Origin of the sequence: Halolamina sp., assembly GCF_036626355.1 — an archaeon.
GTDB lineage: Archaea > Halobacteriota > Halobacteria > Halobacteriales > Haloferacaceae > Halolamina.
Map to the genome: position 1 here is coordinate 18,004 of NZ_JAZKRY010000008.1, position 23,117 is coordinate 41,120.

The 23,117-nt window shown below is 65.8% G+C and carries 18 protein-coding genes, 1 tRNA gene and 1 pseudogene; 14 read left to right on the plus strand and 6 right to left on the minus strand.

Going from position 1 to position 23,117, the window contains the following annotated elements:
- The first annotated feature begins 75 nt into the window (after positions 1-75).
- The 8 genes from V5A38_RS02280 (at position 76) to V5A38_RS02315 (ending at position 9,180) form a co-directional block, all read left to right on the plus strand.
- On the plus strand, positions 76-1,179 hold the full coding sequence (locus V5A38_RS02280) for a branched-chain amino acid ABC transporter permease (protein ID WP_332324126.1): 1,104 nt from the start codon (positions 76-78) through the stop codon (positions 1,177-1,179).
- Positions 1,176-2,798, plus strand: a complete 1,623-nt coding sequence (locus V5A38_RS02285; RefSeq protein ID WP_332324127.1) for a branched-chain amino acid ABC transporter permease — start codon at positions 1,176-1,178, stop codon at positions 2,796-2,798. The genes V5A38_RS02280 and V5A38_RS02285 overlap by 4 nt, the downstream gene beginning before the upstream one ends.
- The gene (locus V5A38_RS02290) at positions 2,791-3,645 is read left to right on the plus strand and encodes an ABC transporter ATP-binding protein (protein ID WP_332324128.1); all 855 of its coding nucleotides are present in this window, start codon (positions 2,791-2,793) and stop codon (positions 3,643-3,645) included. Before V5A38_RS02285 ends, V5A38_RS02290 begins: the two co-directional genes overlap by 8 nt.
- Positions 3,645-4,436, plus strand: a complete 792-nt coding sequence (locus V5A38_RS02295) for an ABC transporter ATP-binding protein (protein WP_332324129.1) — start codon at positions 3,645-3,647, stop codon at positions 4,434-4,436. Before V5A38_RS02290 ends, V5A38_RS02295 begins: the two co-directional genes overlap by 1 nt.
- A 706-nt stretch (positions 4,437-5,142) precedes the next feature.
- Positions 5,143-7,116, plus strand: coding sequence for a 3-hydroxyacyl-CoA dehydrogenase NAD-binding domain-containing protein (locus V5A38_RS02300; protein ID WP_332324130.1), 1,974 nt, complete (start codon positions 5,143-5,145; stop codon positions 7,114-7,116).
- Between the two features lie 792 nt (positions 7,117-7,908).
- Positions 7,909-8,017 (plus strand) — tRNA-Glu (locus V5A38_RS02305).
- Positions 8,018-8,274: 257 nt separating this feature from the next.
- Entirely contained in the window at positions 8,275-8,661 is a 387-nt protein-coding gene (locus V5A38_RS02310) for a DUF5820 family protein (protein ID WP_332324131.1), read from the plus strand.
- 72 nt (positions 8,662-8,733) lie between these two features.
- Positions 8,734-9,180, plus strand: a complete 447-nt coding sequence (locus V5A38_RS02315) for a UPF0179 family protein (protein WP_332324132.1) — start codon at positions 8,734-8,736, stop codon at positions 9,178-9,180.
- Between the two features lie 76 nt (positions 9,181-9,256).
- Here the strand turns inward: V5A38_RS02315 and V5A38_RS02320 are convergent, their stop codons facing one another.
- Complete coding sequence (locus tag V5A38_RS02320; protein ID WP_332324133.1) at positions 9,257-11,071, minus strand: acetyl-CoA carboxylase biotin carboxylase subunit; 1,815 nt, start codon at positions 11,069-11,071, stop codon at positions 9,257-9,259.
- A gap of 598 nt (positions 11,072-11,669) precedes the next feature.
- Here V5A38_RS02320 and V5A38_RS02325 point away from each other — a divergent pair.
- Positions 11,670-12,689 carry an amidohydrolase family protein gene (locus V5A38_RS02325; protein WP_332324134.1) on the plus strand — a complete coding sequence of 340 codons (1,020 nt, stop codon included), beginning with the start codon at positions 11,670-11,672 and terminating at the stop codon, positions 12,687-12,689.
- Positions 12,690-12,710: 21 nt separating this feature from the next.
- On the opposite strand, the gene V5A38_RS02330 is transcribed toward V5A38_RS02325, so the two are convergent.
- Both V5A38_RS02330 and V5A38_RS02335 read right to left on the minus strand, forming a co-directional pair.
- Positions 12,711-14,435 carry a YcaO-like family protein gene (locus V5A38_RS02330; protein ID WP_332324135.1) on the minus strand — a complete coding sequence of 575 codons (1,725 nt, stop codon included), beginning with the start codon at positions 14,433-14,435 and terminating at the stop codon, positions 12,711-12,713.
- 51 nt (positions 14,436-14,486) lie between these two features.
- Positions 14,487-15,308, minus strand: a complete 822-nt coding sequence (locus V5A38_RS02335) for a DUF5821 family protein (protein WP_332324136.1) — start codon at positions 15,306-15,308, stop codon at positions 14,487-14,489.
- Between the two features lie 165 nt (positions 15,309-15,473).
- Here V5A38_RS02335 and V5A38_RS02340 point away from each other — a divergent pair, with 165 nt between their 5' ends.
- Entirely contained in the window at positions 15,474-15,674 is a 201-nt protein-coding gene (locus tag V5A38_RS02340) for a hypothetical protein (protein ID WP_332324137.1), read from the plus strand.
- On the opposite strand, the gene V5A38_RS02345 is transcribed toward V5A38_RS02340, so the two are convergent.
- The gene (locus tag V5A38_RS02345; RefSeq protein ID WP_332324138.1) at positions 15,671-17,713 is read right to left on the minus strand and encodes a hypothetical protein; all 2,043 of its coding nucleotides are present in this window, start codon (positions 17,711-17,713) and stop codon (positions 15,671-15,673) included. The genes V5A38_RS02340 and V5A38_RS02345 overlap by 4 nt on opposite strands.
- Before the next feature lie 91 nt (positions 17,714-17,804).
- Here V5A38_RS02345 and glyA point away from each other — a divergent pair, with 91 nt between their 5' ends.
- Both glyA and V5A38_RS02355 read left to right on the plus strand, forming a co-directional pair.
- Entirely contained in the window at positions 17,805-19,052 is a 1,248-nt protein-coding gene (gene glyA, locus V5A38_RS02350) for a serine hydroxymethyltransferase (protein WP_332324139.1), read from the plus strand.
- A 163-nt stretch (positions 19,053-19,215) separates the two neighbouring features.
- Positions 19,216-20,133, plus strand: coding sequence for a tetrahydrofolate dehydrogenase/cyclohydrolase catalytic domain-containing protein (locus V5A38_RS02355; RefSeq protein ID WP_332324140.1), 918 nt, complete (start codon positions 19,216-19,218; stop codon positions 20,131-20,133).
- 7 nt (positions 20,134-20,140) lie between these two features.
- On the opposite strand, the gene V5A38_RS02360 is transcribed toward V5A38_RS02355, so the two are convergent.
- Positions 20,141-20,587 carry a universal stress protein gene (locus V5A38_RS02360; RefSeq protein WP_332324141.1) on the minus strand — a complete coding sequence of 149 codons (447 nt, stop codon included), beginning with the start codon at positions 20,585-20,587 and terminating at the stop codon, positions 20,141-20,143.
- A 264-nt stretch (positions 20,588-20,851) separates the two neighbouring features.
- Positions 20,852-21,601, minus strand: coding sequence for a TFIIB-type zinc ribbon-containing protein (locus tag V5A38_RS02365; protein WP_332324142.1), 750 nt, complete (start codon positions 21,599-21,601; stop codon positions 20,852-20,854).
- A 207-nt stretch (positions 21,602-21,808) separates the two neighbouring features.
- On the opposite strand from V5A38_RS02365, the gene V5A38_RS02370 reads away from it, so the two are divergent.
- Positions 21,809-22,273, plus strand: coding sequence for a hypothetical protein (locus V5A38_RS02370; RefSeq protein WP_345786266.1), 465 nt, complete (start codon positions 21,809-21,811; stop codon positions 22,271-22,273).
- A gap of 113 nt (positions 22,274-22,386) precedes the next feature.
- A pseudogene (locus V5A38_RS02375) lies at positions 22,387-23,007 on the plus strand (DUF1028 domain-containing protein); the annotation flags it as partial.
- Positions 23,008-23,117 lie beyond the last annotated feature (110 nt).

Genomic DNA, 23,117 nt, shown 5'->3' on the forward strand with positions numbered 1-23,117 from the left:
ACAGAGGTAGTCTGTCGAGATGAAGGAAGGTTTAACCGCTTCTGCCCCACCGCGTTGATAGAGGCATTCATTCACATGGAACTCCGAACCACGATTGCCCGGTGGCAGCGGCTGCTGGAGGGCCGGTCGTTCTCGGTAGTCGCGGGTGTCGTCGGCTTGCTACTGGTGGGTGACCTTGCGCGCCGGCTGACGAGCGGCGATCTCGCGGCGGCCCAGCTTCTGTCGTATCTCTGGGACGGGCTCGTTTTCGGTCTCGGCCTCGGCCTGGCTGGGATCGGACTCTCGATGACGTACAGTATCCTCAACTTCGCGAACTTCTCTCACGGCGATTATCTGACGGCAGGCGCGTTCTCCGGCTGGTCGGCGACGTGGCTCCTCGCGGGAGTCGGCACGGGCGTCGGCAGCATCGAGCTCCTGCTCATCGACGCCGGCGTCTCGACGAACGTGCTGAACATCAGCGTGTTCGCGGCGCCGCTGCAGATTCTCGGCGGTCTCGTCGCCGCCGCGGTGATGACCGTCCTGCTCTCGCTGGCACTCGACCGCGTCGTCTACAGGCCGATGCGCGACGAGGAGGGGATCTCGCTGCTCATCGCCAGTATCGGGGTCGCGCTGGCGCTGCGCTACACGCTCGTGCTGTTTTACAACACGGACTCGCGCGGGCTCACCGCGGGCGACGCCACGTTCCGGGTTCCGGTCGGCCTCGGTTCCCTCACGATCACCGCCCACCAGCTCACGCTCGTCATCGTCGCCGTGGCCCTGATGCTCGGCGTGCACCTGCTGCTCCAGCGGAGTAAGCTCGGGAAGGCGATGCGCGCGATGGCGGACAACGAAGACCTCGCCCGCGTCACCGGCATCCCGACTGAACGGGTCGTCCGGTACACCTGGATCATCGGCGGGGGGCTCGCCGGCGCGGCTGGGTTCCTGCTCGCGCTCGAACGTGGCAACATGGTGTTCTCCTTCGGCTGGCGGCTGCTGCTTCCGGTGTTCGCCGCGGTCATTCTGGGCGGGATCGGCTCCATCTACGGCGCGATGTTCGGCGGTATCGCCATCGGTATCGCCCGGAGCGTCTCGTCGATCTGGATCCCAAACGAGTTCGCGCTGGTCGCCTCGTTCACGCTGATGATTCTGGTGTTGCTGTTCAAACCATCGGGCCTGTTCAAGGGGAGGACGACCGCATGACGGTTCGCGAGTCCCTTCCCGCCGAGTCAGAGATTCCTGGCTGGGCGCCATACCGACAGTGGTTCCGGTCGCGCTGGGGGCAGGGCGGCGCGCGCGCCTGGCTCCTGGCGGTCGGGCATCTGCTCGTCGGGACGCTGCTGTTCATGATTCTTGCAGCAATCCCGTCCGGCGGCGGCCTGCTCTCGCTGGTTCAGGTCACGCTGCTCGGCGTACTCGGCTACGCGACGATTGCCCCACCAGGTGAGCCCTACGTCGCCTGGCTCGCAGCGCAGTGGGACGCAAGCGACCGCGGCAAGCTGTTCGTCGTCATCGGCAACACCGTCGCGGTGTTTTTCGTCCTCGGCGTGATCATCGGTATCCCGTTCAACGGCTTCGTCGGCGGCGTCCGCAGCCTGCTGTTCCTTGCCGCGGCGTACTCGCTCATCACGCTTGCACTCAACCTCCACTGGGGATACGCGGGCATCTTCAACATCGGCGTTGCAGGGTTCATGGCTGTCGGCGTCTACACGATGGCCATCGTCTCCTCGCCCGTCGACCCGGGTGCCTCGGGCGTCCCCGGACTGGGACTGCCGCTGGTCGTCGGCATCGTCGTGGGGACGCTCGTCGCGACGCTGGTCGGCCTCATCGCCGCGCTGCCGGCGCTGCGCCTGCGTGCGGACTACTTCGCCATCGTCACCGTCGCGTTCTCGGAGATTATCCGGTATCTCCTGCTCTCTGGCGAGTTCGAGACGTTCTCGCTCCCGCTGCTCGGCACTATGGGGACGGGCGGCGCCATCGGGAAGAGCCCGCCGCCGAGCCCCGTTCGGCTGCTGTTCTACGAGAGCCACGCGCCGACGGCGGAGCCGGCGCTGTTTGGCTCGCTCCTGTTCCCGATTTTCGACACGCTGCGGCTCCCGATCATCCCTGACGGACTGGTGATGGATCTGGGCTTCGTGACGATCCCCATCGAGTTCACGCTCGACCTTTCGATCGAGCCGTCAGTGGTTGCTGGCTTCTTCGAGGTGGCCATCCTCATCGTCGCGGCCGGTGGGTTCTACTGGCTGCTCCGCCGGGTCGGGAACTCCCCGTTCGGCCGGGTACTCAAAGCGATCCGCGAGGACGAGATGGTGGCCAAATCGCTCGGGAAGGACACCAACGCGTTCAAACTCGTCTCCTTCGCGCTCGGCTGTGGGCTGATGGGCCTGGGCGGCATCCTCTGGTTCGGCCAGCAGGGGTACGTCACGCCGATGACGTTCCGGCCGCTCATCACGTTCTACATCTGGGTCGCGCTCATGATCGGCGGCGCGGGCAGCAACACCGGCTCGGTGCTCGGCGCCTCGCTGTTCATCGCGGCGCTCTGGGAGGGGCCGCGCTACCTGAAAAACGCCGTCGAGTCGGCCGTCAGCTTCCCCAGTGCGCCGACCAACATCGTCGAGGCGTTCCTCCCCATGTTCACTGGCCAGTTCGGGCCGCTGCTCTCCTTTTTCCTCTCGAACATCTCCAGCCTGCGGCTCATCTTCATCGGCGCGCTGCTGGTCTGGCTGATGCAGCGCCGGCCCGAGGGGCTGCTCGGCCACCGGACGGAAGAAGCGGCAGCGATTCCGCTCGCCCGGCCCAGCAGAGGTGAGAGCGATGAGTAGCGACGACGCCGTGGCAAGCGGTCGGGCGGAGACCACCTCTTCGGAGGCTGCCGAATTAACCGGCGACCGGGACATCGAGGGCGCGCCGCTGGTCGTCGATACGCTGCGAAAGGAGTTCGGCGGCATCACCGCCGTCGACGGCGCCTCCTTCGAGGTCGAGCAGGGCACCCTGACGGGGCTTATCGGGCCGAACGGCGCCGGGAAGTCGACGACGTTCAACTGTATCACGGGCCTCCACGAGCCAACCGCGGGTGAAGTGTATTTCCAGGGTGAGTCAATCACCGGACTCTCGCCCAACGCGGTCTGTAACCGCGGGCTGGTGCGGACGTTCCAGATCGCTCGCGAACTCTCGGAGATGACCGTGCTGGAGAACCTGATGCTCGCGCCCAAGCAGCAGCGCGGCGAGAAGCTGCACAACGCCGTGCTGCCGGGGCGCCGCGAGTTGGTCGTCGAACAGGAACAGGAGCTGCTGGAGGACGTCTGGGACACCCTGGAGTTCTTCGAAATCGACCATCTCGCCCAGGAGAACGCCGGGACGCTCTCGGGCGGCCAGCGAAAGTTACTGGAGATGGCGCGGGCGCTGATGACCGATCCCGAGATGGTGCTGCTGGACGAGCCGCTGGCCGGGGTCAACCCCACGCTGGAGGAGAAACTGCTCGACCGGATTCACGACCTTCGGGATCGAGGCCGGACGTTCCTGCTGGTCGAACACGACATGGACGTGATTATGGAACACTGCGAACACGTGATCGTGATGCATCAGGGGAAAGTGCTTGCGCAGGGGCCGCCGGAAGCGGTCCGCGACGACGAGCAGGTCGTCGAGGCGTATCTCGGGGGTGATGTCTGATGAGTGACGCAAGCGGAGCAGCCTCGGAGGAATCCGCCGCGAGGGACACCGACGTCGGAGCGAACACCGACGCGACGGTCCCAGCGGAAGCGCTGCTCAAAGTCGAGGACCTCGACGCCGGCTACGGCGACCTGCAGATCCTCTCGAGCGTAGACCTCTACGTCGCCGACGGTGAGTACGTAACAATCGTCGGCCCGAACGGTGCCGGGAAGTCCACGGTGATGAAGTCCGTCTTCGGGCTCACGAACTATATGGGCGGCACCATCACCTTCGACGGGAAGGAGATCCAGGCGCACCTGCCCGAGGACATCATCCACGAGGGTATCGGCTACGTTCCGCAGAACGAGAACATCTTCGCGGGATTGACTGTCCGGGAGAACCTGGAGATGGGGGCGTACATCCTCGACGAGGTGCCCGAGGACCAGATCGAAGCCGTCTACGACCGGTTCCCCATCCTGCGGGAGCGCAGCGACCAGAAGGCCGGCACGATGTCCGGCGGGCAGCGCCAGATGCTGGCGATGGGGCGGGCGCTGATGCTCGACCCCGACCTGTTGCTGCTGGACGAACCATCTGCCGGCCTCGCGCCGGACCTCGTCGCAGACATGTTCGACCGCATCGACAGGATCAACGACGACGGGACGGCAGTGCTGATGGTCGAGCAGAACGCGAAGGAGGCGCTCCAGCGCTGTGACCGCGGTTACGTGGTGGTCCAGGGGGAGAACCGCTACATGGACAGCGGCGAGGCACTGCTCAACGACGAGCAGGTGCGCCAGGACTTCCTGGGTGGGTAGAGGTACTCAGTTGTTTGGCTGGTGGTTTTTGCGAGAGAAACTGTTCGACGGGACGTGGTCACTTGTTCGTTGACTAATTGGACCGCACCGCCTGCCGCCCCGCGGCCTCATAGTGATTACTGCGAATCGTGTCATCGACGGTGTCGAAAGCCGCCGGTTCAGGGCTCCTATCACCGACACGGATGGTCACGGCGGGACAGACTCGCAGTAATCACTATCAGGTCCTCCCCAACCCGTTCGCTCGGGATTAACCCTCGCTCACCCCTCGCCGCTCACCCGCGGCATAAAGCCGCGAGCGCTTCGCGCCACAACCGCCGCGGCTGTGGTCGCGGTGGCAGCACGCGCTCGCCGTCGTCGCGAAGCGGGCGAGAGCCTAGGACTCTCGCTGCTTCCCGCTCGCTGTACTCGCGGGAACGCGCGGGGAGGTCTGGAGATTCGGTGCTGTGCCGGGCCTCGTGCCCGGCACCCTGCGGACCTCATTGTGCAAGCTTACTCCGCGGTGACGTTCGCAGTGTTGTTTGCGGTTCCATAGCGCAAACCCAACTCTGCGGTGGTTGGTAGCGGTGCTGTTGCCGTCTTTCCCGGACCCAAGATTCGCCATCCTGTAGTACCCCTCACGAGCCCTATCATTCATCTTAAAACCCGCGAAAACCCCCAACCCGTGGAGAGGGAAACGTTCAACCGCTGTCCCGCCAACCACTCCCGCATGGATATCGACGACATCGAGAAGATCGCGGTGCTCGGCGCCGGGAACATGGGCCACGGCATCGCCGAGGTGGCCGCCCTCGCCGGCTACGAGGTGACGATGCGCGACATCAACGAGGAGTTCGTCCAGAACGGTTACGAGCAGGTGGAGTGGAGCCTCGGCAAACTGGTCGAGAAAGACCAGATCACGCAGGCCGAAGCCGACTCGGCGCTGGACCGACTCACGCCAGTAGTCGAACTGGACGCCGCCGTCGGCGACGCCGACGTGGTTCTCGAGGCAGTCCCCGAGAAGATGGACATCAAGAAGGAGGTGTACCGGGAGGTCGAGCAGTACGCCCCCGACCGGGCGATATTCGTGACGAACACCTCCAGCCTCTCGGTGACGGAGCTCTCTCAGGTGAGCGACCGACCCGAGCGGTTCTGCGGGATGCACTTTTTCAACCCGCCCGTGCGCATGCAGTTAGTCGAGGTCATCTCGGGCGCCCAGACCGGCGGAGAGACGCTCGACACCATCGAAGCGCTCGCCGAGTCGATGGGGAAGACCCCGGTCCGGGTGCGCAAGGACTCGCCGGGGTTCATCGTCAACCGAGTGCTGGTGCCGCTGATGAACGAGGCAGCGTGGGCTGTGCAGGCCGGCGATGCCACGATCGAGGAGGTCGACTCCACCACCAAGTTCGATATCGGGCTCCCGATGGGCTCGTTCGAACTGGCAGACCAGGTCGGCGTCGACGTGGGCTACCACGTGCTCGAGTACATGTACCAGGAGCTCGGTGACGCCTACCGCCCGTGCCCGCTGCTGGCCGAGAAAGTTGAGACGGACGAACTCGGGCGCAAAACCGGCCGTGGCTTCTACAACTACGAGAACGGTGGCGCCGAGATCCCCACCGACGCAGGACGCGAGGACATTCACGAGCGCCTGCTCGCGGTGATGGCCAACGAGGTGGCGGGACTGGTCGCCGAGGACGTCGCCGATCCGGAGGCGATCGACCGCGCGGTGAAGCTCGGCGCCGGCTTCCCCGACGGCCCGGCGAAGATGGCTGACGACTACGGACTCGAGGCGCTGGTTGGACAGCTGGACGAGCTCGCCGAGGAGACGGGCGAGGCCCGCTACGAGGTCGAGCCCTCGCTCCGGGAGCGCGTCGAGTCCGGCGCCGGCTTCCACGCCCCGCCCGAGGAGAAAAACGGCGAGACCAGCTTCGAGACGCTCGCGGTGACAACCGACGGCAAGGTCGGTCACATCGAGCTCGACCGCCCTCACCGGATGAACACCATCAGCGAGGAGCTGCTCGGCGAGCTCTCGACGGCCGTCGACGAACTGGAGGGCAACGATGACGTCCGGGGCATCCTGCTCACTGGCGCCGGCGAGCGCGCGTTCTCGGCCGGTGCCGACGTTCAGAGCATGGCCGCTGGCGGCGCAAACCCGCTTGATGCGGTGGAGCTCTCGAAGCTCGGGCAGTCCACGTTCGGGAAGCTGGAGGCGTGTGACAAGCCGGTTGTCGCGGGCATCGACGGCTACTGTCTCGGCGGCGGGATGGAGCTCGCAACCTGCGCGGACCTCCGGGTCGCCAGCCGGCGGACCGAACTCGGGCAGCCCGAACACAACCTCGGGCTGCTGCCGGGCTGGGGCGGCACACAGCGCCTCCGCCACCTCGTCGGCGAGAGCCGAGCGAAGGAGATCATCTTCACTGCGGAGCGCTACGACGCTGAGACGATGGCGGAGTACGGCTTCCTCAACGATGTCGTCGAGAACGCCGACGTCGAAGAGCGGGCGTGGGAGCTCGCCCGTGACCTCGCCGCCGGCCCACCTATCGCCCAGAAATTCACCAAGCGCGCGATGCTCGCGGGTCGCGGGGACACCGACGCCGGCCTCGAAGTCGAGAGCCAGGCGTTTGGCCACCTGATGAACACCGAGGATCTGATGGAAGGTGTCATGGCGTTCATGGGTGACGAGGAGCCGGAGTTCGAAGGGAAGTAGACGCGACTGCACTGGGGCCGACGTTTTTTGACGGAAAGCGAAGCAGTCCGCCCGGATGGTTCGCCGGTATCGAAGCGGCTGGTGGCTCGAACAGAAATACTGGACAGAGGGGAGGACGCAGGCCGAAATCGCCGATGAATGTGACGTCTCTCCCCGGTGTATTCGGACGTGGATGAATCGTCGTGGCATCGAGACTCGGGAGCTAGTTGGGGAGAACCATCCGCAGCACGGAAGCGAGCGCTCCGAAGAGACACGGGCGAAGATTTCGGAGACGTTGGCCGGGAGGGAGTTCTCGGAAGAACACCGGCGACGCCTCTCGGAGGGGCACGAAGGGAGAACGCTCCCGGAGAAGGTTCGCCAGCGCATCTCCGAGTCGCTCTCTGACCGATCGCTTTCGAAGACGACGCGTCGGCGAATGAGCGAATCGACGTCCGGTGAGTCGAACCCGAACTGGAAAGGGGGACGGAGCCCTCGCTACGGTGCGGGGTGGTCGGTCTCCCGCGAATTCGTGCGGAGACGCAACAAACAGTGTCAGTCGTGTGGCCACTGTGCCGATGAGTATCTCCTCGACGTGCACCACATCATTCCCGTTCGCCGTTTTCGGGACTCTGATACCGCCCGTCTTGCAGAGGCACCCGACCCGCGAAACCTCGTGCTACTCTGCCGTCGCTGTCACCCGAAAGCAGAACACGGGCGCCTCGAGTTCGAATCCGGTACCGACCCACCGGAGTAGTGTGGCTGTCGAGCGGTTTTCGATGGGGTTAAAACGGAGCAGGCGGTACGACCAGTTACGCTCGGTTGGTGTAGTCCGGCCAATCATTTCGGCCTTTCGGCTGCAGAAAAGAACGCGTCTTTCGCAGGAAGAGAGCCGATGACCGGGGTTCAAATCCCCGACCGAGCACTTCTCCGGCGAGCAACCGACGCGAGCCGTTGTCGTGTGTCTGAGGGGTTTGAACCACGCGAGTCGAACGGAGCAAGTCTCGCAATCGGGTTCAAATCCCCGACCGAGCACTTCTCCGGCGAGCAACCGACGCGAGCCGTTGCTGTGGGCATGGCCGAATCCACTCGGGGGAACGATTGGACGTTTTTCCAACGAACATACATGTTTGTAGAGCCAGGAGCGAGAGGCCTATCCACCCACACCACCCAGGACTGGCTATGGGACTCGAGGAACTGCCGGAGTCGTGGGTCGTCTGGACGCAGGAGCCGGAGGGGCGAGTTATTCTGGCCTACCGACCCGACGTGTTCGACGCTGACGAGTTCCCGGCAGCGTGTCTGCCGACCATCTACGTCACCAACGGTTCGCGGACCGCTCGCCCCGGTGCGGGCCAACTACACACCGACGAGTGGCACGCGACCCTGTTCGCCGAGCCCGAAATCGAACTGCTCTCCGAGACGCAGGGGAGCCGCGAGGCAGCACTCGAGGTCGCCCTCGAGGTTGCCGAGCGGTTCGCCGAGGGCGATATCGACTACCGCGGCGCCTACCAGGTGCCACGTGAAGCGTACTTCGCGGAACTCGATACACTCACTCGACAATCGGAGTAAACAGGCCGTCGCTGCGATGAGGTGCGCCGCCGGGGCGGGAAGCTTAACCGCAACGACGCGATACTTTCCAGTATGTCGAACGTCTCTCTCGTCGGCGCCCGCCTCGCCGAGCCGGGCACGGAGTTCGTCTACCAGGGCCCGTCCTCGGCGTGCGAGGGCTGCCCCTACCGGAGCCAGTGTCTCAACCTCACCGAAGGAAAACGGTACAAAGTGACCGAGGTTCGGGAGAACACCCAGATCCTCGACTGTGCGGTCCACGACACCGGCGTCCGCGCCGTCGAGGTCGAGCCGGCGTCGATTCCGGCGAACGTTCCCTCGAAATCCGCCTACTCGGGGAGCAAGGCGAAACTCGCGGGCCCCTGCCCGCACTCTGAGTGTCCCTCCCACCCGCTCTGTGAGCCCCTCGGTGCTGATTTCGAGGACGAGTACCAGATCCAGGACGTCGTCGGCGACCCCCCGCACGACTACTGCAAGCTCGACCGCGACCTGACGCAGGTCGAACTGGCGCCCGAGGAGTAGCGACCCGGCTAGCAGAACGAGAACTACGACACGCCCGCTGCGGTTCCCCTGATTCTGTTTCGATAGCGGCTGCCGCTTACTCCAGCACGACGATGACGTCACCCATATCGACGCTCTCGCCTTCCTCGACGAGCACCTGTGAGACGGTGCCGCCGCGTTCGGCTTCGATATCGTTCTCCATCTTCATCGCCTCCAGCACGCAGACCACGTCGCCCGGGGCGACCTCGTCGCCCTCCTCGACGGTGACCGAGAGGATCGTTCCCTGCATCTCGACCTCGATGGACTCGCCGCCCTCGGGGATTTCAACGCTTCCCGAGCCAGCGGTTTCACCGCTCTCGCCCCCTTTGGCCTGCGGCGGCCGCTCCCTTCCGCCACCGCCGGTGTCTGGTGTCGGGACGGCGGGCGCCCCGCGTTCCTCCAAGTTCACGTCGAAGCGTTTCCCGTTGACCTCGACGGTGAACTCCCGCTCGGTGACCTCCGCTTCCTCTTGGGCTGCGGTCGCCTCCTCGTCGGTGCCCCACTTCTCCTGGGCCTCGGCGATGCGGTCGTGGTCGAGGTGCTCGTCGAGATACTTGGTCGTGTGCTCGCCAGCGACGAACTGCTCGTCCTCCAGCATCAGCCGGTGGAACGGGATGATGGTGACGACACCCTCGAGGTCGTACTCAGCGAGCGCACGCTTCGAGCGTGCGAGACACTCCCCGCGGTCCGCAGCGTGGACGATGAGCTTCGCGATCATCGAATCGTAGTCGGTCACCAGGTCGTCGCCCTGCCGGAGCGCGTCGTCCAGTCGGATGCCGATGCCCCCTGGCGGGTCGTACGTCTCCAAGCGGCCCTCGTTGGCGGGCTGGAACTCCTCGGCGGCGTTTTCGGCGTTGATGCGGAACTCCATCGCGTGGCCCGACAGCTCCACGTCGTCCTGTGAGAAGCTGAGCTCCTCGCCGGCGGCGATTCTGAGCTGCCACTTCACGATGTCGATGCCCGTGAGCTGCTCGGTGACGGTGTGTTCGACCTGGATTCGGGTGTTCACTTCGAGGAAGAAGAACTCGCCATCCTCGACGAGAAACTCCACGGTTCCGGCGTTGACGTAGTCCGTCGCCTCGACGCCCCGGCGCGCGGCGTCGCCGATGCGCTCGCGCAGTGCGTCCGACAGCGCCGGAGAGGGACCTTCCTCGACGACCTTCTGGTGGCGGCGCTGCAGCGAGCAGTCACGCTCGCCGAGGTGGCGGACGTTCCCCTGCTTGTCGGCGAGAATCTGCACCTCGATGTGGCGGGGGTTCTCCAGATAGCGCTCGAGATACACCGAGTCGTTGTCGAAGTACGCCTCGCCTTCGCGTTTGGCGGATGCGAACTGCTCTTCGACCTCGTCCTCGCTCTCGACGACCTTCATCCCGCGGCCGCCGCCGCCACCCTCGGCCTTGATGGCAACGGGGTAGCCGTACTCCGCACCGAACTCCCTGACCGCCTCGGCGCTCTCGGCGGGGTCGGTAGTCCCGGGAACGATGGGCACGTCGGCCTCCTGCATCACGCTGCGGGCTTTGGTCTTCTCGCCGAGTTGCTCCATCGATTTGGCGGTGGGGCCGACCCAGCTGATGTCGTCGTGGGTCTCGACCTTCGCCGCGAACGTCGCGTTCTCGGCGAGGAAGCCGTAGCCGGGATGGATCGCGTCGGCGTCGGCTTTTTTCGCGGTCTCGATAACGGTCTCGTGGTCGAGATAGGAGTCCGCCGCGCGGGCGGGGCCGATGTTGTACGCCTCGTCGGCGTAGCGGACGTGACCGCCGTGTTTGTCAGCCTCGGAGTAGACGGCGACGGTGGAGACGCCGAGTTCCTTGCAGGCGCGCATGACCCGGACCGCGATCTCGCCGCGGTTTGCGACGAGCACCTTATCGAACATTCTTGGAATTAGGTTCGCCCAGCCGGGACGTGATTCTGTCGGTCCCGCTTCGTGGGTCGTGAATGGGTACTGGTCGTTTGGTCTCCGGGCGTTGGGAGCGAGTAGGGAGGAGACAGGGGATCGGCGGCGGGTTCATGCGGAATACCCGCGTAGACTTCAGACAGAGGAACTCCGACGGCCGCGAACAGCAACAGCGTCTCGAAGCCTGGATACGTGGACCGCACCGCCTCCAGCCCCGGGGCCTCAACGCCTTCCCAGCCGGCTCGCTCGGGCGTAACTCTCGCGAGCCCCTCCCGCCTGCTCGTGGCATGGAGGGGCGAGCGCTTCGCGGCACAGCCGCCGCGGGTGCGGTGGACGCGTCACGCCTGCCGGCGACGTATGCGACCCGCGAGCAGCGGAGTCTGCTGGCTGTGCCGGGCATCGTGTCCGGCACCCTGCGGTCCACTTGTCCAAGCACACTCCGCGGTCTCGTTCGCGGTCGTGGGAGTGGTCGTGGAGACCGTCGAGAAAAATCTCTACTCGATAAACTACAACTCGCCCTCAACTACACTCATCCGGCTCCATCGAACTAATCAGCCACCCCTTCCAATGTCTCCTCATGACCGGAACGCTCGAGGGAACCATCCTCGTCGGGGACGAGTTCGAGGCCGTGGAGGGACGACTCCACGTCGAAAACGGCCAGATCGCCGAAATCGAAGAAATCGAAACCGACTCCTCCGATATCATCCTCCCCGCCTTCGTCAACGCCCACACCCACATCGGCGACTCGACCGCCAAGGAGGCCGGCGGCGGCCTCTCGCTCGACGAGCTCGTCACGCCGCCCGATGGGCTCAAACACCGCCTGCTGCGCGCTGCCAGCCGCGAGGAGAAAGTCGAGGCAATGCGTCGGAGCGTCCGGTTCATGGAATCAACCGGCACCGCCGCTTTCCTGGATTTCCGCGAAGGAGGGGTCGAGGGCGTAGAAGCCATCCGGGACGCGCTCGCGGGCCGGAATATCGACCCAGTCATCTTCGGCCGCGAGACGGCGGCGGCGATGCACGCGGCTGACGGCTTCGGCGCGTCCGGCGCGCGGGACAGTGAGTTCGGTGACCTGCGGGAAGCCGCCCGGGAGGCCAATAAACCGTTCGCCATCCACACCGGGGAGCGCGACCCGCACGATATCACGCCCGCGATGGATCTGGACCCGGCGTTTCTGGTCCACATGGTCCACCCACGCGAGCAGCATCTCGCCCGCCTCGACGAGGAGGAGACTCCCGTGGTCGTCTGCCCGCGTTCGAACCTCGTGACGAACGTCGGCGTCCCGCCAATCCGGGAACTCGCCGACCGGACGAACGTGGCGCTCGGGACGGATAACGTGATGCTGAACTCCCCATCGATGTTTCGAGAGATGGAGTTCGCCGCGAAACTGGCAGACGTCAGCGCCGAGGAGGTGCTGCGGATGGCGACCACACACGGCGCCAAACTCGCTGACAAGGAGTACGGCGTGGTCGAGGAGGGTCGGCCGGCGAAACTGCTGGTACTCGACGGCGATTCGGACAACCTCTGTGATGCGAAGGACCTCGTCCGGGCCGTGGTGCGGCGGGCCGGCGAAGCCGACGTGACGGACGTCCTGCTGTAACTCGGCGCGATAGTACGCCGCTCAGGGGAACGGGTGGTATGCCCGGTCGGGTCGGGGTTCGAACCCCATCGACGACGCCACGGTCTCCAGCCGGTCGCCGAAGAACGCCTCGCCGGTGAACAGCGGCTGGGCCGACGGCACTACGACGCGAACGCCCTCGAAGCCGAGCGACGCCACGTCCCGCGGCGTCAGCCGGGCGGCGTAGGGCGAGAGTCCCGCTGTAGTCACCCGATTGATAAGCTCTGTGAGCTCCGTCTCGCCGGATAGCTCGTCGGCGTCGTCGACGACGCTCGAGGCGGGGACGGTCGCTTCGAACTCGGTTAGTTCGCGGACGCGCTCGGGGAACTCCCCGTACTCGCCGATTGCGCCGCCCTCCTCGCGGGCCTGTTCTGGACCCATGTTCCGGAGTTCGATCCAGTTCTGCAACGCCTCCGCGAGCGCACTCTCGGCGGCGTCGACGGGGTCGAGCGCACAGCCCGAGCCAGCCGCGAACGCGGGCCACTCGCCGTCATCACGGTGGACGGTGACGGCGACCACCGGGACGTCCACGTCCTGCGTGAGCAGCGACGTGGAGACGGAGAGCTCCTCGGCGTTCGCGCGCCGGCGCAGGCGGTCGAAGCTGTTGGGGTCGGTCTCACTCCCGCCTTCGATACTGAGCCCCAGCGGCTCGTAGTCGGAGTACCACGCGAGCATCGTCGCGTCACGCTCGAGGACCTCGTAGAGCCCCGAGAGCGTCGCCTCGACGGTCGAACTACCGAGCCCGAGGCCGGTGGTGATCGGCGGCTTGATACGCTCCTCCGGCGGTGGGTACTGCACGACTTCAGCGGGAAGCCACGCCCCCGAACCGGCGTCGAGGTCCATCGCCGGCGCCCAGCGCCGTTCCTCGGTCGCCGTCGGCTCGGGGTAGTTCTCGGGACGAACGAACCGCGTCGGCGACACGGTGCCGTCCAACTCGGCGGCAGCGGCTTGTCGGAACTCCGACTCGCGGTAGACGCCCGCGCTGTAGCGCTCCAGCGCCTCACCGAGCGCTTTCATATACGCCCGGTTCCAGTCCGCATCGGCGCCGGCAGCGAACTCCGCGGCCCGGACGTCGGAGAACCCTGTGGTGTCTGCGGTCTGGGCGAGGTAGTACGGCAGTGGGTAGGACTCTTGTTCGCCGACCTGCTGGACCGGGCCGACTCGGTTGTCGACGGCGGACTCCGCGCGGTCGATGGCGTCTGAAAGCGACGCATCGCGATGAGTCAGGGTGAGCGTACGATCCCGGCCGTTACTGCAGCGACAGAACGGGACCGGCTGGAAACGGCGCTCCGGCCCTTCGACCTCGACGACCGTGCCGCCGAGGTGCTCGCCGGTCAGATGTCGGATTGCGCGCCGCGCGGCGAGCGCGCCCGCGTACCGAACGGCGCTCCGGACGCCCTGTGTTTCTTCGGCGGGCTCGACCAGCGTAGCGGCGACCCGCTGTCGAAGGCAGCGAAAACAGGCCGACTCCCCGCTGAACAGCGAGACCGCGGCGTCGAGCTCCTCGACGGCGTACCCGCCGACGCCGCCGACCTCGACGGCGACCCAGCGGTCGAGTGTCCCCGTTGCGGTGCCGAAGGCCTCCGCGCCGGCCGCGCCGACGACGAAGCCGAAATCCATGCCAGAAAGCTCTGCGGCGTCGGTCTCCGTGACCCGTGCGTCGAGATCGCCCATCGCCGCGTCGATGGCGTCGACGGCCGGCCCGGTTCCGACGATACCGATATCCATGGCTGCGGGTTGTCGCTCTGATAGAAAAAGGGTCTGGTGGGCGGCCCGTCGTTAGCTCGCGATCATCGACTGGGCGACGCTCGCCAGCTCCTCGGCGTCGGTGTCCTGGAGCCGCTCGTCACCGAGCTTGAGCCGCAGGCGCGGCCGACCGACGTCGATGGGCACCTTCTCCGTGTCGATGAGGCCCAGCTCCTCCAGCCGGGTCTTGGTCCGGGAGAACGTTGCCTTGGACGCGATGCCCACGTCCTCGCCCCACTTGCTGATGTCGTAGAGCAGGACGTCGTTTTTCGCCGCGACCAGCAGCGTGATGGTGACTTCGTCGAGGCCGTCACCGTCACCGCGGGCGGTCTCGAGCGAGGAGAGCACGCTGTCGAAATCCTCGCGGGTCTGTTCGTCGATATTCTCGCCGATGGTCTCCCGAACTCGGCTGATCGACGGGGTCCGGAGCTTGAACGGCTCGGCAGCGTCGAACCGTTGGGAGTACGTCTCGAAGGCCGTATCGACGAACGCTTCGTCGTCGGTCGTCAGCCCGGCGACGCGGTCACCAGCTGTGACGACGGCGACGGTCCGGTCGGCCGTGACCAGCAGCGAGTTGTCTACAGGGGCTTCGAGGCTCCGAATCTCGAGGTCGCCCGCCTCGACGAGGTCGGCGGCGCTACTCGCGACGAGGAAATCGTTCATCACATCCTTGAGCAGGCGTTCCTCGGCGAGCAGCTTCACCGACGGCAGTTCGCCCTCGAACGCCGTTCCGAGTTCCACCAGCGCCTCGACGGTTTCGCTGGATGGGTCGACGACGAACAGGTGACCGTCGGCGTCTTCGACAGCCGATCGGAGGATATCCTCTATCTCGTTACCAAGTAAATTCGAGGCCATTGTACCTTGAGTGTATGTGCCGATCAATATTTAATACTAACGGGAAGATAGAGCGATCAGCCTCTCATGACACAAATTCCGGTTGAACACACGCGATAGAAAGGAGGAGTGCTGTCGGTATGGTGGCCATAATACTTATACACCTTTTGGTATAATACTGATTTCATGTCACGGGACTACGCGAGCTCAGCGCTTGGCGTTCGACTGACCGGGTTCGCCGCGAACCACCCGAAACTCATCATGACGCTGGTGCTGCTGCTCGCACTCGTAGTGGCACAGGGGAGCGTTGCGGCGGCGACTGATGTCGATGCCGGGGGGACGCTTTTCGGCACCAACGGCTCAGGCTCGGTCGACGACGGCCCCTAATCCGCCGATAGCTGTTCGGCGAGCTCCGTCGATAAGTGGACGTCCTTGCGGTAGATAACCGCAAACCCACCCGTCCGGAGGAAATCGACCAGCCGGTCCCTGGTGAGCGTGAACTGCTGTTCGTTCCCGACCAGGGTCGGGCGGTCCGACTCCTCGAGGTGGACCGTCATTCGGCTGCCGGTCCTGGTGGGGGTCGGCATCCGGTAGGTTAGCGAGAACCGGTCGTCGTCGACCTCTGAGAGCGTGACCTCGGGGCCGACCAAGGAGTCGGTCTGTGTCAACACGTGAGAGCCGTCACCGACGACGGCGTAATCTTTCCCCATGATGACTCGTCGTCGCGCGAGCGAGAGCGCGCGCTCGATGCTGTAGCCGTGGGCCACGAGTCGGGCGAACGTCGTCCCCACTTTCGCGGCGTGACTGTCGAGCACCTTCTCGAAGGTGACGGCGCCGGCGACGCTCCCCTTGCGCACCATCTCCAGACCCTCTTCGTAGGAGCCACAGGCGTTGAGGAAGAACGTCTGGGCCCGTGACCGGTCCACTGAGGAGACCGAGAGGTTGCCGTCCGGACAGCGCAGCCCGGACTCCTCGCAGTGGCCGATGAAATGGAGCAGGTCGTTCTGGCTCTCGATGGTTCGTGCCAGTTCGGCGGTCGTCAGCGACTCTCGCACGTCGACGTCGATGTCGAGTTCCTCGGCGCGGCGTCGATAGATTTCGTTCGCCTGGGCGTGTTCGTCGCCCATCTCGCCCTCGTTCAGCACCGTCACGACGGAGATGGGCTCGCCGGCGCGGGCGCGGTACGTTCCCCGGTTCTCGTACGCCTCCGGGAGCATCTTGAACGTATCCACGGCGACACCGTCGCTCAGCCAGCCGTGGAACCGGCTCGGCCCCAGCTCCGGCTCGAGGAGTTCGACAGTCGGAACCTGACTGCCCCCTCTCCGGTAGAAATCCGAGAGTGACCTGTCGAGGCGGTCCTCGTCGCTCAGCGAGCCGCTTCTGGGCGTGAACAGCTGCGGGACGTTCCCCAACACGTAGGGGAGCACCTGCACGTGTTCGTAGGTCGGCTTGACGTAGAGCGAGAGATGCCACTCGGGGAGTCGGTCGACGACCGACTCGAAGGCGGTATTGCGATACGCGACGACGCGCTCGCCGATAGCCGCGTCGTAGAGTGCCCCGGCGTCGATGGCGAGTTTATCGAGCAGGTCGGCCTCTCGCACGTCAGCGCTGTGTGGTCCCGCGGTTCGGACGAGACAGTCCAGCCAGAAACAGCGCCGGAGGAGCGACGCGACCCGTTGTTCGTACTCCCGGCCTCTCCCGAGATGGACGGTCGTTCCGGCCGCCGAGAGCGTCGGCTCCACACCAGCTTCGGTCCGGATCTCGGCGCCGAGATACTGTGCCAACGGCGCTGCCGGCAGCAGCACCGACAGCTCGGGCGGAAGCCTTAGCTCGACACCGGTGTCGGGGGTTCCCATCGCGATTTCGTCGGGGATCGACTGCTCCTCCCCGAACTCGACGAGCGGCGGGTGGGTTCGCATCGAGTTGAACGACCGGTCGGCGGTCGTCGATCGGTGCGACACCGGGAACGAAGAGAGCGCGGTTGCGACGCCCTCGGGGGTCTTCGGGACAGTGATACTCTCCGGGGGCGACTCGTCACGGCTCCGGAAACCGACTCGGACCCGTCTAGGGCCTGGAAACGAGAGGACGCCCTGCTCGTAGTTCGGCAGCGAGAGTTCGAACGAACCGTCGAACCTGATGTAGAGCTTCAGCGGCGTTTCGATGCGGAGCTCGTAGCTCCCAGTCGAGAACTGGATCGGCCCCTGTTCGCTCCTGACCGTGGTCGTCTCGCCCGTTTCGAGGTCCGTGACGAAGACGAACGCTGGCGGGAACTCCACGCGCTGTACTCGGCCACTGCGCTCTGCATCGACTGGCAAGTCGAGCGTCGGCGCACTCGCTACCGGCACCCAGGAGGCAGCCTCCAGCTGTATGGAGGTTTTGGCTCTGTCGACGGCGTGAATACTGCCGTCAATGTAGTAGACCTCCATTGTCGAACGTGGAGGCCTTCCACGCTCTGCCGCTAAATCTCTGTCGGGGACGACAGTCAGCCTTAATGCGCCCCTGACCGGGCTTCGTTGTATGGAGCACGATCCCGTTCGAGAGGTGGACCCCGAGGTTGCTGATGCGCTCGAGTCCGAAATCGCCCGCCAGCAGGACACACTCGCGATGATCGCCAGCGAGAACCACGTCTCTGAAGCCGTGATGGACGCCCAGGGCAGCGCCCTCACCAACAAGTACGCCGAGGGCTATCCCGGCAAGCGCTACTACGGCGGCTGCGAACACGCCGACACTGTCGAGCAGTTGGCCATCGACCGGGCCAAGGAGCTCTGGGGGGCCGAGCACGTCAACGTCCAGCCCCATTCGGGCTCACAGGCGAACATGGCGGTGTACATCGCCGCACTCGAACCGGGGGACAAGATTCTGAGTCTGCGCCTCACCCATGGCGGCCACCTCAGCCACGGCCACTCGGCTAACTTCGTCGGCGACCACTTCGAAGTCGAGCATTACGAGTCCGACCCCGAAACGGGATACCTCGATTACGAGGCGCTCTACGAGCACGCCCAGGAGTTCGACCCCGACATGATCATCTCGGGCTACTCTGCGTACCCCCGCGAGGTCGAGTGGGATCGCATCCAGCGGGCCGCCGCCGCCGCTGATGCGCTCCACCTTGCGGATATCGCGCACATCACAGGACTTGTCGCCGCCGACGAGCACGAGACCCCCGTGGGCACCGCCGACTTCGTCACCGGCTCCACCCACAAGACTATCCGCGCCGGCCGTGGCGGGATGGTGATGTGCGGTGAGGAGTGGGCAGAGGCAATCGACAAAGCGGTTATCCCCGGGATGCAGGGGGGCCCACTGATGCACAACATCGCCGGCAAGGCCGTCGGCTTCAAAGAGGCGCTCACCCCCGAGTTCGAGGAGTACGCAAGCCGGGTCGTCGTCAACGCCGAGGCGCTCGCCGAACGACTGCAGGACCGCGGACTGGAACTCGTCTCGGGCGGCACCGACACCCACCTGGTACTGATCGACCTCCGGCCGTCCCACCCCGACACCACCGGAAAGGACGTCGAGGAGGCACTGCAGAACGCGGGCATCGTTCTCAACGCCAACACGGTGCCGGGCGAGACCCGCTCGCCGTTCAACCCCTCGGGCATCCGTGCTGGCACGCCCGCCCTCACGACGCGTGGATTCACGGCCAGTGACTGTCGAACGGTCGCCGACCTCATCGCCGATGTCGTCGACGCCCCGGAAGACGAGGACGTGCTCGCTGCGGTCGCCGAGACGGTCGGCGAACTGACGGACAAACACCCGATATACGAGTAGCCCGGCAGCCGCTGGCTGGGTTTTTTCGGCGCTGACTCACCCATCGCCCACTGAGTGGGGCGGACCGGAGTGTGTTGCATATTCTTGTGTATTCAACCGGTTTCACTACACTCGCTATACACGTATCCGAGAGTTGAAGTGCAAGCGGTCCCCGCGTCTCCGCATGAACGACGCCATCCGAGGGCGGTCTGGGCGGGCCGACATCATCGACGGCGAGGCGGTTGCTGAACAGGTCCGCAGAGAGGTCACGGGGGCCGTCGAACAGCTCCGGGCCGCGGATGTGACGCCGGGGCTGGCGACGGTACTGATGAGCGACGACCCCGCGAGCGAGACGTACGTGCGGATGAAACAGCGCGACTGCGAGGAGGTCGGTATCGAGAGCCGACACGTCGAACTGGACACCGACGCGCCGCAGTCGGAGCTGTTTGCGACCCTCGACGCCCTGAACGACGACCCCGAAATCGACGGCATCCTGGTTCAGCGGCCGCTAACAGAGAGCGTCGACGAGCCGGCGGCGCTGCGCCGCGTCGACCCGGCGAAGGACGTCGACGGGTTCCATCCCGAGAACGTCGGGCGGCTGGTGACCGGCGATCCACGGTTCGTCCCCTGTACGCCGCTTGGAGTCCAGCGGCTGCTGACGGAGGCGGGCGTCGAGATCCCCGGCTCGGACGTGGTCATCGTCGGACGTTCGGAGCTGGTCGGGAAACCGCTGGCGAACCTCCTGTTGCTGCGCGGCGAGGGCGGTGATGCCACCGTGACGGTCTGTCACTCCAAAACGGCGGAGCTCGAGGCCCACACCGCCCGTGCGGACGTGGTTGTCGTCGCCGCCGGTGTCCCCGAACTCGTCACTGGCGAGATGCTCTCCGAGGGAACGGTGGTTATCGACGTGGGGATCAACGAGGTCGGCTCCGGCGAGGACAGGGAACTCGTCGGTGACGTCGCGCAGGAGGACGCCGCCGAGATCGCCGAGGCGATCACGCCCGTTCCCGGTGGTGTCGGTCCGATGACCCGAGCGATGCTTCTGCGCAACACGGTTGTTTCAGCCGCCAGAAAGAGCGGCGTCGATATCGACCTCGCCTGAGCCGGTCTCAGGCGGTGACGACCGTCACCGGCCCCTCGAAGTCGAGGATGACGCGCTGGGCCACGTCGCCAAAGATCGCTTTCCCAGTCGGGGAGCGGCGCTGGCCCGTCAGGAAGACGTGATCACAGCCGTGGTTCTCGGCGCCTTCCAGGATGATTTCGGTCCGCTCGCCGACCGCGCCGGCGGTTTCGTACTCGATGTCGAGATCTCCGAGCACCTCGATTCCGACGTCTTTCGCGAAGCTCCGTGCGCCCTCGAGCGCCTGCTCGACCGAGTAGCTCACGTCGGCCTCCGGGATCGACTCCAGGGCCTCCCGTTCCTCGGTGTACTCCTCGTCGCTCGTCACACAGAGCAGCGTCAGCTTGGCGTCGACGCCGGCAGCGAGTTCTCCAGCCTCTCGAACGAGGTCTTTTGTCACTTCGTCCGGTCCAACAACAGCGAGTGCGTGTTCCATACACCAGCATGGACGGGGTTCGCGTATAAATGTGGTTGAAAACGTGATAACACGCGCCACGGTGTCGGGGCGGGCCACCCCCACTGTCGAGCAGGCGGGACACCCGGCGGCCCGTGGCCGGGGAGCGTCAACCGGTCGAGCGTGTCCCGCGCTGTTGCGGCGACTCGACCGGCGTCAGTCAGTGCACAGGCTGGCTGGTCCCGGTCTGGTACTTGAACGTTCGGCTGGCAGGGCCAACTTGGGAAACCAGATCTGGTGGGCCGCTCACTCCAGCCGATCGAGTCGGTCGAGTGCGGTTGACAGCGCCCCATTGTCGCGCCCATCCTCCCCCGTCAGGTAGCGATGGAGGTCGTTGCACGCGTCGACGAGCCGTTCGGCCTCGACGGGCGGGACGTCGCCACCGAGGGCGTTCAGCCGCTTCCCGTGGTCGCGAATTCGCTCGAGTACGCGTCGCCCCTCCGAGTCGGGGGTGTCGTCGAGGTATGTGGCAACGTCCTCGCGGTACGCGTGAACTGCGGTGGCGTAGGCCAGGCCGCGCGCGTCGGTCAGGGAGTCGGGGACCTCGTCAGGGGCTGGTCGCTCGCCCAGGTCGGCACCGGCAAGCAGCGCGAGGAGATAGCGCTCAGTCTCGTCGTCGATGCGCTGGCCACGGTCGACGCCGATGCGCTTGTCTCGGCGCTCGTCCGCGATGGCTGCGCGGAGCTCCTGTACCGCGAGGAACGTATCGTCGAGGGGCTGGAGTTCCCCAGCGTGGATGAACCCGCGCTTCCGGAGATAGGTCCGGCAGTCGTCTTCGATCTCGTCGGCCACGTCGAGGATATCCGCGTCGTCACTGACCGCGTCACGGTATGGGCTCAGATCTATTTCGACCGGGCTGTCGGTGTGGCGCTTGCGCTTGTCTTCGACGGCCACGCTCCGGAGGCTCCCGCAGTTCGGGCAGGTCGCATCCCCCGTCTCGTAGTAGGACCAGCGAGTCCTGCAGTCCTTGCACTCGCGCTCGCCGCGGAGCTTCATACCGAACGATTGGGTCGCGAGCGGGAAAACCACGCGGGTCGCACCTGGCACAACTGAGACAGATGAACCCATGCCGCCCCCAGAGCTAAGTACGAAACCGCCATACTCCAGCCCACATGTCACACCAGACATCCACTGAGGATAGAGGAAGCCGCCAGCCGGCGGCTGGTCGAGAAATCGGCCGACGCTGAGGCGGACGGACGAGAACTGGTTCTGACGCTCCCCGACGGCGAGCAGCGGCTCTCCCGACGGGCGGCGACGAAGCTCAGGGACGAACTGACCGCCGCCCTGACCGGCCGCCAGGCGTATCTCCGTACCGCGGGCGAGCATCGCGCGGACGGGAGCTACGTGGTCTCACGGCTGACCGCCGACTCCGCGGGCCACGCGAAGCAGTTCCGGGATTTCCGGGCGCTCGAAGCCCTCTTCGAGCGGTTGCCCGAACGGTTCGACGCCGAGGAGCTCGGCGCCGCGGCGACCCGCGGCGAGGAGCGCCAGCAGCCGTCGCTCTCGGGCAGCCGACGCCACCTCGTCCTGCGACACTTTGTCGAGCACCCGGCGTTCGACTGCGAACTCGTCTCCCGCCAGCCGCTGACCGCTCGGAAGGCACAGCCGCTGGCTTGCGAGGCGACCGAAGGAGACGCGGTCGAGCGGGAGGTGGCGCCGATGGACTGACCCCACTCTCGGGGCGCCGGCTGTGAGGGTGATCCGTGCTGGCGGTCGTTCGGCGTCAACGCTTTTCTCACAGCGCGTTCCATTTTCATCGATGACGTTCTCCATCGTCGCCCGCGACCCAGAGCTTCGCGAACGTCGCCTACGGTCCAGAGGGGCTGGAGCATCTCCGCAACGGTCTCACTGCCGAGGAGACCATCGAACAACTCATCGAAGCGGACGACGAGGCCGACCGCCGCCAGGTCGGCGTCGTCGGTAGCGACGGCTCCGTTGCGGGCTACACCGGCGAGGAGTGTTTCGACACCGCCCTCGACGTCCAGGGCGAGCAGTACACTGCGCAGGGGAATATCCTCGAGAACGAGGAGACGATTCACGCGATGGCTGAGCGGTTCGAGGAGACCGATGGGGGCCTCCCCGGGCGGCTCATCGCGGCGCTCTACGCCGCCGACGAAGCGGGCGGGGACTCCCGCGGGAAGCAGTCGGCCGCGCTCTACGTCGTCAAACCCGAGGGTGGCTACGACGGCAAGAACGACCGCTGGGTCGACGTGCGCGTCGACGACCACGACGAGCCGATCGCGGAACTGGAGTCGTTTCGCGGGATGAACAACTTCGAGAACCACTCGCTCGCGGTCATCGAGGACGCACTCGCGCGGGGATGGCCCGTCGCCGAGGGGGAGGGTGAGGACCGGATGGTCGACGCCCTCTGGCACGGGCTCCAGCGACTCGAGCGGAAGTAAGGGAGCACTCTGCCCGACCCGACTGCTCGTTACGGGTAGCGCTCTGCCCGACCCGACTGCTCGTTACGGGTAGCGCTCCGCCAGACCCAAACGGGCACGCATCCAAACAC

Coding starts and splice junctions, on each gene's coding strand:
- V5A38_RS02280 (WP_332324126.1), top strand. CDS start 76: ATGGAACTCCGAACCACGATTGCCCGGTGGCAGCGGCTGCTGGAGGGC.
- V5A38_RS02285 (WP_332324127.1), top strand. CDS start 1,176: ATGACGGTTCGCGAGTCCCTTCCCGCCGAGTCAGAGATTCCTGGCTGG.
- V5A38_RS02290 (WP_332324128.1), top strand. CDS start 2,791: ATGAGTAGCGACGACGCCGTGGCAAGCGGTCGGGCGGAGACCACCTCT.
- V5A38_RS02295 (WP_332324129.1), top strand. CDS start 3,645: ATGAGTGACGCAAGCGGAGCAGCCTCGGAGGAATCCGCCGCGAGGGAC.
- V5A38_RS02300 (WP_332324130.1), top strand. CDS start 5,143: ATGGATATCGACGACATCGAGAAGATCGCGGTGCTCGGCGCCGGGAAC.
- V5A38_RS02310 (WP_332324131.1), top strand. CDS start 8,275: ATGGGACTCGAGGAACTGCCGGAGTCGTGGGTCGTCTGGACGCAGGAG.
- V5A38_RS02315 (WP_332324132.1), top strand. CDS start 8,734: ATGTCGAACGTCTCTCTCGTCGGCGCCCGCCTCGCCGAGCCGGGCACG.
- V5A38_RS02320 (WP_332324133.1), bottom strand. CDS start 11,071: ATGTTCGATAAGGTGCTCGTCGCAAACCGCGGCGAGATCGCGGTCCGG.
- V5A38_RS02325 (WP_332324134.1), top strand. CDS start 11,670: ATGACCGGAACGCTCGAGGGAACCATCCTCGTCGGGGACGAGTTCGAG.
- V5A38_RS02330 (WP_332324135.1), bottom strand. CDS start 14,435: ATGGATATCGGTATCGTCGGAACCGGGCCGGCCGTCGACGCCATCGAC.
- V5A38_RS02335 (WP_332324136.1), bottom strand. CDS start 15,308: ATGGCCTCGAATTTACTTGGTAACGAGATAGAGGATATCCTCCGATCG.
- V5A38_RS02340 (WP_332324137.1), top strand. CDS start 15,474: ATGTCACGGGACTACGCGAGCTCAGCGCTTGGCGTTCGACTGACCGGG.
- V5A38_RS02345 (WP_332324138.1), bottom strand. CDS start 17,713: ATGGAGGTCTACTACATTGACGGCAGTATTCACGCCGTCGACAGAGCC.
- glyA (WP_332324139.1), top strand. CDS start 17,805: ATGGAGCACGATCCCGTTCGAGAGGTGGACCCCGAGGTTGCTGATGCG.
- V5A38_RS02355 (WP_332324140.1), top strand. CDS start 19,216: ATGAACGACGCCATCCGAGGGCGGTCTGGGCGGGCCGACATCATCGAC.
- V5A38_RS02360 (WP_332324141.1), bottom strand. CDS start 20,587: ATGGAACACGCACTCGCTGTTGTTGGACCGGACGAAGTGACAAAAGAC.
- V5A38_RS02365 (WP_332324142.1), bottom strand. CDS start 21,601: ATGAAGCTCCGCGGCGAGCGCGAGTGCAAGGACTGCAGGACTCGCTGG.